A 12,706-nucleotide genomic window follows, 5' to 3' on the forward strand; every position below is an offset into this window, starting at 1 on the left:
ATAATCACCAACTAATTTTTATTCAGTGTCTATCTATCGATGTTAAAATTTTTTGCTGCAGCTCCTCGGGGCTACGAATACGCGTTATCGCTTGAATTAGCGGAGCTTGGCGCTTCAGATATCAAAGAAAGTGTCGCGGGGGTTTATTTTTCTGCTTCTCTAGAACTTGGTTATCGGATCACCTTGTGGTCGCGACTAGCCAGCAGAATCATTTTAGTGATCTATAAAGGTCCGTGTGAATCTCCAGAACAGCTCTACAATGCCGCTTATGGTATTGACTGGCAGATGCAGTTCTCTAATCGTAGTACTTTCAGTGTTGATTTTCATGGCATGGGTGGTTTTATTAATAATACCCAATTTGGTGCTTTGAAGATTAAAGATGCGATTGTTGACCGTTTTCGTGATGATGATTTTGCGCGTCCCAATGTTGAAAAAATAGATGCAGACTACAAAATTGATGCACATTATCGCCGCGGTGAAATTACCCTCGGCATAAACTTCTCTGGGCCTGCATTGCACAAACGTGGCTACCGTTCAACAACGGGTGAAGCGCCGCTAAAAGAAAACCTCGCGGCAAACATGCTAGTACGCAGTGGCTGGAAAACGTCACCAGTTACCTTGCTCGATCCTTTTTGCGGTAGCGGTACAATCTTGATTGAAGCGGCTATGTTGGCATGTGATATTGCGCCAGGGATCCATCGAGAACGTTTTGGTTTTGAGAAGTGGTTACCTCATAACGATAAAGTATGGCAAGAACTACTCGATGAAGCGCGTGCACGTGCATCGATTGGTAAAACGCGTTGTAAAGTCAAGTTTTATGGCTCAGATATAGACTCAAGATTGGTCTCGTTGGCTAAGCATAATGCCGAAAATGCCGGCGTATCAGAGTTGATTAATTTTGATGTATGTGACGCGTTGAATGTAACTCCTCCTGAGGCTAGCGGTTATTTAATTACTAACCCGCCTTATGGTGAAAGACTGGGTAATGTGACCTCTTTGCTACAGCTTTACTACCAACTAGGCGATAAGTTTAAAGCTGAGTTTGGTGGCTGGAGCTTGGCAATACTGAATAGCGATGTCGAACTGTTATCAGCGTTAAAGCTTAAAGCCGATAAACAGATGAAGATGAATAACGGCGCACTAGAATGTGCTTTCAATCTTTATACTGTCCACGCAGAGAACACTCGCCGAGTTGATCCGGCGAATATTCAAAGAGACGGTGATGTCAGTGACATTGCGGTACCTTTTGCTAATCGTCTTAAAAAGAACTTTAAACAGTTACAAAAGTGGGCCAAAAAAGAGGGTATCGACAGTTATCGTTTATATGATGCCGACATTCCTGAATACAATGTTGCTATCGATAAGTACCTCGACCACGTGGTTATTTATGAATACGCTGCGCCTTCTGAAATTCCTGAGTCAGTCTCAAAGCGTCGTCTAACCGATGTGCTTATTTCTTTGCCGCATGCGATAGGGATCGATCCAAATAATATTGTTTTGAAAACCCGTGAGCGCAAAAAGGGCACAACTCAATATGAAAAAGTCAGTGTAAACAAGCTTGAATTGATTACTACTGAGTACGGTGCAAAGTTTAAACTTAATCTTAAAGAGTACCTTGATACTGGATTATTTTTGGACCATAGGTTAACTCGTAAGTTGGTTGGCGAAAAATCTAAAGGTCGCAGTGTGTGTAATCTATTTGCTTACACCGGAACCGCTTCGGTTCATGCTGCAATGGGCGGCGCAACTTCGGTCACCACTGTTGATATGTCAAATACCTATATCAATTGGGCGAAAGAGAACTTTGCACTGAATGGTTTGAATGATGATAAATATCAGTTTGTTCAAGCTAACTGTTTACAGTGGATTAAACGTACTCATGACCGCTTTGACCTGATCTTTGTCGATCCACCAACCTTCTCAAATTCAAAGCGCATGGAAGACTCTTTCGATGTGTTGCGCGATCATGTTCCATTGCTCAGTAATTTAATCAAGCTACTTAACCCAGGCGGCGAGATTATTTTCTCGAACAATAAGCGTAAATTTAAGATGGAAATTGCGGATTTAGAAGCGGCTGGTATGAGTGTGAAAAACATTGATAACCAGACGCTACCACTCGATTATAAGCGTAATCCGCAGATCCATAATACCTGGCTTATTACGCATGCCGAGTAAGGCCTGTTCCATTATTTTATATCACACAGATGCCTGCCACCTGTGTGAACTTGCAGCAGGGTTACTTCAACAAACACAAGTAACCTTTGTTGCCCAAGATATTTGCAATAACGATCAATTAGCTGAAGTTTACGGCACTCGCATTCCTGTCATTAAAAAGACAGGGTGTAATAGTGAACTAAACTGGCCATTTGACCTCGAAGCATTAGAAGAATTTTTAGGAGCGTAAGTTGAGTTTAGTACGTATAAATAACGGCTCTTTAGCCTACGGTTATACCCCGTTATTAAAAAAAGCTGATTTCACAATTGAACCTGGTGAACGTGTTTGTATTGTAGGCCGAAATGGTACTGGTAAATCCAGTCTTATGAAGGTACTAAGTGGCGATGTACTGCTTGACGAAGGTGAATTTAATATTGCAACCGACGTCAAAGTCAGCCGCTTACAGCAAGATCCACCCAAAGCTGAGCAGGGAACTGTTTATGCTTATATTGCAGCAGGCTTAAAAGAGGTTGGTGAAAAACTAGAACGTTATCATCAGCTCTCTCATGATGTTGCAACAGCGTCTCCCAACGAAATGGATCGAATGCTGAAGCAGATGGAAAGGCTTCAAGGCGATATTGATCACTTAAATGGTTGGCAGTTAGACAGTCGTATTAACCAGAATTGCGAACTATTAGGCTTAGATGCGGATGCATCATTGTCCGAGTTATCGGGCGGTTGGCAGCGTAAAGTGGCTTTAGCACGTTCATTGGTTAGCGATCCAGATCTGTTATTATTAGACGAGCCCACTAACCATCTCGATATTGATACTATTGAATGGTTGGAACAGTTCCTACTCAGCTACCGAGGCGCTATCGTCTTTATCAGTCACGATAGAGGCTTTATTGATCGAATGGCAACTCGTATCGTTGATCTTGACCGCGGTATTGCTACCTCTTGGCCTGGCAGTTACCAAGCTTACATCACCGGTAAAGCGGAATGGTTACGAGTAGAAGCGGAGCAGAATGCTCATTTTGATAAAAAGCTTGCAGAAGAAGAGACGTGGATCCGTCAAGGCGTAAAAGCCCGTCGTACTCGAAATGAAGGACGCGTGCGCGCCCTTAAAGATCTTCGTGAAGAACGTATGGCACGTCTTAACCGTCAAGGTGGCGCTAAGATGGCTGTGGCGGACACTGACCGTTCGGGCAAGCTGGTATTTGATATTGAAAATTTAGAATACAACCTTCCTCACAAGAATCTGGTTAAGAACTTTAATTCAACCGTGATGCGTGGTGACCGAATTGCACTTATCGGTCCGAACGGTTGTGGTAAGTCAACGTTAGTTAAACTGCTTATTGGCCAGTTAGAAGCACAGTCTGGTAGTGTAAAAGTGGGTACAAAGCTAGAAATAGCTTATTTTGACCAATATCGTGAAGCTCTTGACCCTGAAAAAACGGTAGAAGAGAACGTTGGTGAAGGAAAGAAAACAGTCACGATTAATGGTCAAGACCGACATATTCTAAGTTATTTACAAGATTTCTTATTTTCACCTATGCGAGCACGAACACCTGTTAAAGCGTTGTCTGGCGGTGAAAAAAATCGTCTGTTACTCGCTCGGTTGTTGCTTCGTCCTGCAAATCTTATTATTCTCGATGAACCGACAAACGATCTAGATATCGAAACGTTGGAATTACTTGAGTCCTTACTTGCTGACTATAAAGGGACCTTGTTACTCGTCAGTCACGATAGAGCATTTATAGACAACACTGTAACGAGCAGTTGGTGGTTTACAGGTAATGGTGGTTGGAGTGAGTATGTTGGTGGTTACCAAGATGCGGTATCCCAGGGCGCTAAATTTTATTCTGAGGAACCTCAGGAGATAAAGAATGTCCAAACTGCAGTTGCTGAGAAAAAGCCAGTTGCGGTCTTGAAACCGGTAAAAAAATTATCGTTTAAAGTACAAAAAGAATTAGAATCATTACCTGCAATGATGGAAAAGTTAGAGCAGGAACTAGAAGCATTGCAAAGTATTATTAGTGGTCCTGACTTTTATGCTCAGGAACAAAAAACAGTAAATGAGAAGTTAAAGACTTTGTCCGATAAGGAAAGTCTACTTGAGAGTTACTTTGAGCGATGGGAAGAGCTCGAGTCATTGAAGTAAGCTAAAAATAAAAAAATGGGAAGTGAGTTCATGAAGTTTAAGTTGGAAAAAACCCTATCCTTAGTGGCTGTAGGCGTATTAAGCGTGCTTCAAGGTGCACAAGCTGCACCTGTATATGAAATAAAAAATATCGACGCGGATACGTTTAACCTAAATGGTACGATCGAAAATACCCGTAACGGTTATGGCATGTCGGTTAATAACAATAATGAAGCAGTTGGCGCCGCTAAGGGTAAAAAGAAACTCAATGTCGATGAAGGTGATGATGGTGTAATCGACATTGAAGACGGTGTTTCCGATGCTGAAACCATTACTTACTCCGTTAATTTGCCCATTCTAGCCAATAATTTCACGTTTACCTCAATTGAAAATGACGCAGCAACCCCTTGGTTGCCAACATTTGAAAGCGTAAACGGCACTACTGCACCGACTTTTCCAGAAGTTGATCCTGTTAACTCAGTTGATACTTTTTACTACGGCATTAATGATGCCAAAGTAAAAGTAGGCGAAATGACGGCTGCCGAACAAAAAGTAGATTACTCGGGCTCAAGCACGACCCAAGAGTATTGGTATTATCGTGAATATGAACAGCGTGGTTTTGTTAAATCTGGCACTGATACAGAAATTGCCTTAATTCCACCCTATTTTGAGTATGTTTCTAAGCAAGACAGTGGCGATGTTACGGTTAATGTGGGTGGTTTTTCGAGTGCGACGGCAGTCAATAGTGCCAATATGGTTACTGGCTATGCCAGTACTGATATTAGTAAAAACAGTGCCAGCATTATAGATTCATGTGTATCGAACAACAGCGAAACAGCTCCCACTGATATTTGTGTTCAGAATAGACAATATCCAAAGAGTAATGGCCTTAGAGATATACAATATCAAACACGCGGCTATGTTTGGCGTTACGACGCAGGTGCTATTACTGAGGAGTTTCTTTTACCTTTGGGACTCGAAACCACTAACGATGGCGTTTATATTGGCCAAGGTTTAGGGATCAATACTGAGGGTGTCGTTGCTGGCCGTTCACATGTTTACCGCAAAAATGATAAAGATAGATTGTATTTTGATGCCGCCTATTGGACTCAAGGTGCTGATGGTAGTTACCAATACAACTGGGTCGACGTCGATACTGTGAAAGATGTGAATTCATCTATCGCTTATGACATTAATGACAATGGTATATTGGTCGGTAGCTATAATAAGTATATAGAAGGTTATCGCAGAGATAAGTTCTTCTATATCGATACCAGTGATGCTAATGCTGAGCTGATAACCCCGTTTGATTTCTATAACAACGTGTCTGATCTGTCGAGTCGTGGTCGCGATATCAACAACAATGGGCAAGTCGTTGGTTATATTGAAACGACTCATGATAAAGAAAAACCGCGGCCAAAAGCGGGCTTCCTTTATGATATCGCCAAAGATGAGTTTACAAATCTGAATGAATTGTTGACTTGTGAGTCTAAAGGCTTCGAAAAAGACGATGCGGGTAAATGGATTCGCAATAAAGTTGAAGTTGAAGATGGCTCTGGAAAAACGTTAACTTACAACAGCGAAATCGTTATAGTTGAAGCTAACAGCATTAATGACAGTGGCACGATTGTTGGCACAGCCTTTATTCGTAAACCGTCGTATAAATTTGATACGGACGGTAACTTAGTTATTGGTGACAATGGATTACCATTCTTCGAGCTTAATGGTTATGGCGATCCAGTTACTTCTTTCTTACCTCGTATGATGGTTCTGCAGACTTCTGGTGCTGAAATTACTGATGAATGGAAAGCGGCTAACAACTGTATTGATGAAAGTGGCGAAAGTGGCGACTATGAAAGAAAAGGGGCAGCGAGCCTCGGATGGTTGTTAATGTTACCGCTGGTTTGGTTGAGACGCAGACGGAAATAGATGAGTAGACTAAATCGAGGCAAATGCCTCGATTTTTTTTATTTTTATTTTTATCCCACAACTCAATAGCTTAATATTTGACCGTCAGAATGGTCGCATTTTTTGATTGATCTCTACCGCAAAAAGTTTTATTCATAGTGCTGAAGCATTAGAGCTTCAATCATTATGGAAGAGAGGACGCTTGCATGAAGAGACAAAAAAGAGATCGATTAGACAGAGCTTTTTCGAAAGGTTTTCAGGCTGGAGTTGGGGGCCGTTCTAAAGAGATTTGTCCATATTCGACACTCGACTCAAAATCACAATGGCTTGGTGGTTGGCGAGAAGGTATTGATGATAGGTTAAGCGGTTTGTTTAATAAGTAACGTTTACCTAATATTAAACATGAAAAAAAGCCCTCATAGTTGAGGGCGTTGTTTATCTTATAATACTATAATTTGGCGCTTAGAAGCTTGAGGTGTCAGTAAAAATACCGACTTTTAAATCTTTTGCGCTGTAAATTTCACGACCATCCACTTCCATGGTGGCATCAGCAATGCCCATCACTAACTTGCGGTACACTTTACGTTTAATTGTTAGTTTATAGGTCACTTTTTTAGCATCTGGTAGCACTTGACCAGTGAACTTCACTTCACCTACGCCCAATGCACGGCCTTTACCTTCCGCGCCTTCCCAACCAAGGAAAAAGCCAACAAGCTGCCACATAGCATCTAAGCCTAGGCAACCCGGCATAACCGGATCTGATGCAAAATGACAGTCGAAAAACCAAAGGTCAGGATTAATATCTAGCTCAGCTACAATTTCACCTTTACCGAATTCACCGCCATCTGCATTAATTTTAAGCACGCGGTCGATCATCAACATATTGTCTTTCGGTAATTTAGGAGAGTTAGGTCCTAAAAGGGTACCAAGTCCACAGGCGACTAGGTCTTCTTTTGTAAAACTGTTTGCGTTACTCATTATATTTAATTCTCCAGCTATTTGAGCCTCCAAGGTTAGCGAACACGTGTACGCTAAACAACTCCGATCAGCTAGAAAATGATAATTTTTCGCGAAGCCTCACAAAAAAAGACTTATCTTCGTCTTGATAACCTGCCAAACTTTCTAATCTAGCCTGCACTAAGCCATAAAGTGAGTCATCAGGAAACTGGTTGTCTTTGTCTGCGGTACCGGCCGGGGTCTGCATTAAAATTTCAGCGGCTTCATCAATGTGTTTAACTTGATACAGCGTAAAGAGCCCTTGATGAACGGCATCAATAACAGATTGCTTGAGGTTCAATTGCTGCATATTAGAGCAAGGAATAATGACACCTTGATTACCTGTTAAACCACGGCGTTGACACAGCTTAAAAAAACCTTCAATTTTTTCGTTAACACCGCCAATAGCTTGTACATTACCGAATTGATCAATCGCACCGGTTGCTGCCAGGCTTTGTTTTATCGGCTTTTCTGAAATTGCGGAGATTAAGCTGCAATACTCTGCAAGAGAGGCACTGTCGCCATCGATCTCTTGATAAGATTGTTCGAACACAATATTGGCATTGAGATGTAAAGGTGCATCTTTACCAAAAATACGATACAAGCAGGAAGACAATATCATCATTCCTTTAGCATGAATGTTACCGCCGAGTTCTGATTTTCGCTCAATATCGGCGACTTCTCCATCACCATAATGCACTGACGCGGTAATCCTTGCGGGTTCTCCATAACTGTATTCAGCATTTTCTATGACGGTTAACCCATTTATTTGGCCAATCATTTCATCTTGGGTGGGGAGACTGATAAATAGATCGTCAAAGTTCTGCTCTGAAAGCTTCTCTGAGGCGTTGTGACGTTGATTAAACATATCGATACTATGTTGGAATGCCTTGATATCGATATGTCGTGTATGCGCGTATGCGCTAGCTTGAACTAATAACTGCTCAATGTTGATAGACATCAAACTTAATCGTTGTTGATGATCGGCAAGTCTGGCGCTGTATTCAAACAATGCCAATCTTGCTTGTCGATCTAAAGTCAGATTAAGATCGTTTAAAATGCAGTTTAACCATTGGTCGTATTCAACCAGGCTGACTTCATTTAAGTCAACTTCGTTGATGAGCTCCCCCAAAAGAGGGAAATGATTTGAAAAACTAGGTTCACCTAACCAGCAGTGACCATATTGGTTACTAGAACCAATGAGGATGATTTTGCAGTTTAAAGAAAGGGCAGGAAGGCTCGAATGCACCTGGTACTCTTTCTTATCGAGGATCTCAAGCAGCAACTCCCATAGCGCTTCACGTTTCCAGATAGAATCAGCACACACAAATAGGTAATGGCAGTTGGCAAGAGCCCCCGCTTTATACTGCTTGGTGTTTTCATCATAACGACCAACAAGATCATGCTTCTTGATCGTACCAGAAAGGTATTGATATTGAGTTTGTTTGGTCGCAATAACGGTGTCATTACAAGTGACTTCGGCCTCAAGCCAAGCGGTAGTCTTGTCTTGTAGTATAAGGCGTTTATTTGGGAATACGCCTTCTGTATGAACAAGTGCATTGATGATGTATTTACGATTACAGCCAGAAAAATCGGCTAAATACATATGCTGGTCGTGAGTGCGGCCTAAAAGTTTGAATGCATCACGCACACGCGATTGACCGATTAGCCGCATCTCTGGTGAACTTTCATTAACTAAATCCGCAGGTAATGTAAATTGCGGTTTAAGTGCAGCTGTGGGAATAATGTTTGAGTTCATATATATCATGTAAGTTTTTCTACTAAATCGATATTACCATAGTATTGCTGCTAGCTATCAAGTAAGTCTGTATTAGTCGTCACCATAACATTCTGAGCGCGAGTGCTGCTGATAGGAGGAAGAACCACCAATTTGACTGTAAGATAGGCAGTTGTGCCGTTACACGAAAATTATCAAGTATTTGGTATTTACAATTAAAGCTTAAACGCCTAGTATCTACGGCGTTCGGAGAGATGGCAGAGTGGTCGAATGCACCGGTCTTGAAAACCGGCATGGGTTTGTAGCCCATCTAGGGTTCAAATCCCTATCTCTCCGCCACATTAAAGAAGGCAGCCTAATAGGCTGCCTTTTTGCTTTCTGGCTAACTCATTGTTATTGAAAGCGATATACATTATTGTCATGTTGGCGCTTGTGTAAAATTATCTTTCTAATTTGAAGTATATGGGCTAAATTAGACTGAATAAGTTAGCTTGATTCTAGTTTGATTCAAGCCAGATTCATTTTAAGGTAGAGCAGCTTTGATATCAGTATATTTGGTCGATGACCATGAGCTCGTACGCACCGGTATTCGACGGATTTTAGAAGACGAACGTGGAATTAAAGTCGTAGGTGAGGCCGGTGACGGAGAGACCGCGGTTCAATGGTGTCGTAAAAACGAAGCTGATGTCATTTTAATGGACATGAATATGCCGGGTATTGGGGGCTTAGAAGCCACTCGTAAAATACTCAGATTTCAAGCGCATGCTAAAATTATCGTACTGACGATACATACTGAAGATCCTTTTCCCACTAAAGTGATGCAAGCAGGAGCGTCTGGTTATCTAACCAAAGGGGCTACCTCGCCGGAAGTGATGCAAGCTATTCGACAAGTGGCACATGGACAGCGTTACTTATCGCCAGAAATTGCTCAGCAAATGGCGCTGAGTCAATTTAATCAGTCGGAAGACAATCCATTTAAAACCCTTTCTGAAAGAGAACTGCAGATCATGTTGATGATCACCAATGGTGAAAAAGTCAGTGATATTTCAGAGCAACTCAACTTGAGTCCCAAAACGGTTAACAGTTATCGCTATCGTTTGTTCGCAAAATTAGGTATTGGTGGTGATGTTGAACTCACTCGATTAGCCATACGCTATAAAATGCTCGATACTGGCCAGTTCTAATTAGAGTCTATAGATAAATAAAGAGCGTATGACAGCAGCGTTTAATTCAGGTGAGTTTTTGCAAACGGTGACATCTTCGCCTGGTGTTTACCGGATGTATGATGTTGCAGATACCGTTATTTATGTCGGTAAAGCAAAAGATCTTAAAAAGCGGTTATCTTCCTATTTTCGTAAAAATTTAGCCAATGTAAAAACTCAAGCATTGGTATCAAGAATCGTCAATATCGATGTCACAGTCACGCACAGTGAAACCGATGCTCTCATTCTAGAAAACGATTATATAAAGCAGTACATGCCTAAATATAATGTACTGCTTAGAGATGATAAGTCCTATCCCTATATTTTATTAAGTAACCATAAGCACCCAAGGCTCTCTTATCACAGGGGTCCTAAAAGAGATAAAGGCCAATATTTTGGACCTTATCCTAATGGTGGCGCTGTGCGTGAGAGTTTGCATCTACTGCAAAAAATATTCCCAATTCGTCAATGTGATGATTTGTATTACAAAGCAAGATCTCGTCCTTGCTTGCAGTATCAAATTGGTCGTTGTAGTGCACCGTGCGTAGATCTTATATCGCCTAAAGACTATCAAGAACAAGTCACATTAGCTGGGCTGTTTTTAAAAGGTAAAGATCAACAGGTTACCAAAGCACTTGTCGAAAAGATGGAGCAAGCGGCCAGTGAACTCCATTATGAAGACGCCGCTCGTTACCGAGACCAGATCACAGCGCTAAGGCGAGTTGCGGAGCAACAAGAGGTGTCTCACTCTTCTGGTGATATGGACGTGATAGGTGTTCACTTCGCATCTGGAGTGGCTTGTTTTCATCTGTTGTTTATTCGTGAAGGAAAGATTTTTGGTAGCCGAAGTTACTATCCAAAAGTGCCGGTTGATACGGAATTGTCTGAAGTGTTACGCGCCTTCATGTTTCAATTTTATCTTAATTCGGACAGCCAACGAATAACGCCTAAAGAGATCCTTGTCAGTGACGCTTTTGAAGAGCAAGGGCAACTTGCTGATGCCATTAAAGCTGCTCAAGAAAAAAAAGTAGATATAAAGAGTCAAGTGCGAGGCGAACGTGCCCGTTTCTTGCGGTTAGCGCTAACCAATGCGACCAATGCGGTTAATACCAGGCTGTCACATAAGAATACCGTTGAGCAACGCTTCTTGTTACTAGAAGAAGCGATTGAAGTCAGTCATAAAATACAGCGAATGGAATGTTTTGATATCAGCCACACCATGGGGGAAAGTACGGTTGCTTCTTGCGTTGTATTTAACAGAGAAGGTCCGCACAAAGCCGATTACCGTCGTTATAATATAAATGGCATTACTCCCGGGGATGACTACGCTGCAATGAAGCAAGCCATTAGTCGCCGTTTTGATAAGGTTGTTAGTGGTGGCAAGATACCTGATATTTTGTTTATTGATGGCGGAATAGGGCAGCTACGCATCGCCCAAAAGATAGTAGATGAGAAATTTGTTGCGTTAGATCACGCGCCTACATTAATTGGTGTTGCCAAAGGGGAAGGCAGAAAACCTGGCCTTGAAACATTGATCTATGGCGAAAATGAAGTGTCTTTTTCCCTGCCCGCAGATTCCGGTGCCCTACACTTGATCCAACAAATACGTGATGAGTCACACCGCTTTGCGATTACAGGGCATCGTAATAAACGGCAGAAAACCCGCAATACCTCTTCACTAGAATCTATTGAAGGAGTGGGGCCTAAAAGACGTAAGGCATTATTGCAACATTTAGGCGGTTTACAGGAAGTTAAGGGGGCGAGCGTAGCAGAATTGGGAAAAGTACCTGGTATCAGCTTAGAAATGGCACAAACAATACATGATGCATTGCGAGGGTAGTAAAATTAAGGCAAGATTAGCGCAGATTTTGAATTCTAGGTTTTATAATGCCGTTTAACATTCCTATTGCGTTAACACTTTTCAGGTTGTTACTGTTACCAGTGTTTATCGTTCTTTTTTACATGCCTGACAGTTGGGCCCTTTTCGCCGCAGCTTTTGTTTTCTGGTTAGCCGCGGTTACCGATGCGCTCGATGGATACGCTGCACGAAAACTAAAACAATCGACTCGATTTGGTGCTTTTCTTGACCCCGTAGCTGACAAAATCATGGTGACCACTGCATTAGTTCTGCTAGTGGCTCAATACGATAGTGTGTGGTTGACATTACCGGCATTATTTATGATTGGCAGGGAGATTGTTATTTCTGCTTTAAGAGAGTGGATGGCTGAAATAGGTAAACGAGGCACAGTAGCCGTCTCTTGGATCGGTAAATATAAAACAGCGGCACAGATGACTGCGATTACAGGATTAATATGGCAGCCAAACGATTTCATTACTTATAGTGCATTTGGTTTGTTTTATGTTGCTGCAGTTCTCACTTTTTGGTCAATGATGAGCTATATACTTGCCGCTTGGGGCGATTTAACCGCCGAGTAGCTCGTTTTAAAATCAATGAGATTAATTAGTGCGCAAGCAGTTGTTTATCTCTAAATATAGCGTTGACTCTTCGATATAAATCGGTAGAATGCCATTCCGTAGTCAAGGGGAAGCGAACTAAGCAAGAACTT

General features: G+C 41.8%; 10 protein-coding genes and 1 tRNA gene. 9 read left to right on the top strand and 2 right to left on the bottom strand.

All coding sequences use genetic code 11. From position 1 onward, the window contains the following. Positions 1-39: 39 nt before the first annotated feature. The 5 genes from rlmKL (at position 40) to rmf (ending at position 6,586) form a co-directional block, all read left to right on the top strand. Positions 40-2,175 carry a bifunctional 23S rRNA (guanine(2069)-N(7))-methyltransferase RlmK/23S rRNA (guanine(2445)-N(2))-methyltransferase RlmL gene (gene rlmKL / locus CXF86_RS22505; protein ID WP_102040064.1) on the top strand — a complete coding sequence of 712 codons (2,136 nt, stop codon included), beginning with the start codon at positions 40-42 and terminating at the stop codon, positions 2,173-2,175. Further along, on the top strand, positions 2,165-2,404 hold the full coding sequence (locus tag CXF86_RS22510) for a glutaredoxin family protein (protein ID WP_101091022.1): 240 nt from the start codon (positions 2,165-2,167) through the stop codon (positions 2,402-2,404). Before rlmKL ends, CXF86_RS22510 begins: the two co-directional genes overlap by 11 nt. Before the next feature lies 1 nt (position 2,405). Next, positions 2,406-4,316 carry an ABC transporter ATP-binding protein gene (locus CXF86_RS22515; RefSeq protein ID WP_102040065.1) on the top strand — a complete coding sequence of 637 codons (1,911 nt, stop codon included), beginning with the start codon at positions 2,406-2,408 and terminating at the stop codon, positions 4,314-4,316. 30 nt (positions 4,317-4,346) lie between these two features. Then, on the top strand, positions 4,347-6,224 hold the full coding sequence (locus CXF86_RS22520) for a DUF3466 family protein (RefSeq protein WP_102040066.1): 1,878 nt from the start codon (positions 4,347-4,349) through the stop codon (positions 6,222-6,224). Between the two features lie 185 nt (positions 6,225-6,409). Then, positions 6,410-6,586 carry a ribosome modulation factor gene (gene rmf / locus CXF86_RS22525; RefSeq protein ID WP_101091019.1) on the top strand — a complete coding sequence of 59 codons (177 nt, stop codon included), beginning with the start codon at positions 6,410-6,412 and terminating at the stop codon, positions 6,584-6,586. 79 nt (positions 6,587-6,665) lie between these two features. On the opposite strand, the gene fabA is transcribed toward rmf, so the two are convergent. Both fabA and CXF86_RS22535 read right to left on the bottom strand, forming a co-directional pair. Further along, the gene (fabA, locus tag CXF86_RS22530; protein WP_101091018.1) at positions 6,666-7,181 is read right to left on the bottom strand and encodes a bifunctional 3-hydroxydecanoyl-ACP dehydratase/trans-2-decenoyl-ACP isomerase; all 516 of its coding nucleotides are present in this window, start codon (positions 7,179-7,181) and stop codon (positions 6,666-6,668) included. A 67-nt stretch (positions 7,182-7,248) separates the two neighbouring features. Continuing rightward, entirely contained in the window at positions 7,249-8,958 is a 1,710-nt protein-coding gene (locus CXF86_RS22535; protein ID WP_102040067.1) for a S16 family serine protease, read from the bottom strand. A 227-nt stretch (positions 8,959-9,185) separates the two neighbouring features. Between CXF86_RS22535 and CXF86_RS22540 the strand changes: the two genes are divergently transcribed. The 4 genes from CXF86_RS22540 (at position 9,186) to pgsA (ending at position 12,575) form a co-directional block, all read left to right on the top strand. Beyond that, positions 9,186-9,276, top strand: a tRNA-Ser gene (locus CXF86_RS22540). Between the two features lie 200 nt (positions 9,277-9,476). Further along, positions 9,477-10,121: a UvrY/SirA/GacA family response regulator transcription factor gene (gene uvrY, locus CXF86_RS22545; RefSeq protein ID WP_101091016.1), complete on the top strand. Its 645-nt coding sequence runs from the start codon at positions 9,477-9,479 to the stop codon at positions 10,119-10,121. Positions 10,122-10,149: 28 nt separating this feature from the next. Further along, positions 10,150-11,979 (top strand): excinuclease ABC subunit UvrC, encoded by a 1,830-nt coding sequence (uvrC, locus tag CXF86_RS22550; protein WP_102040068.1) that lies wholly within the window; start codon positions 10,150-10,152, stop codon positions 11,977-11,979. Positions 11,980-12,026: 47 nt separating this feature from the next. Beyond that, positions 12,027-12,575 (top strand): CDP-diacylglycerol--glycerol-3-phosphate 3-phosphatidyltransferase, encoded by a 549-nt coding sequence (gene pgsA, locus CXF86_RS22555; RefSeq protein WP_101091014.1) that lies wholly within the window; start codon positions 12,027-12,029, stop codon positions 12,573-12,575. Positions 12,576-12,706 lie beyond the last annotated feature (131 nt).

Origin of the sequence: Shewanella sp. GutCb (assembly GCF_002836135.1) — a bacterium.
In the GTDB taxonomy this organism is placed as follows: Bacteria; Pseudomonadota; Gammaproteobacteria; order Enterobacterales; family Shewanellaceae; genus Shewanella.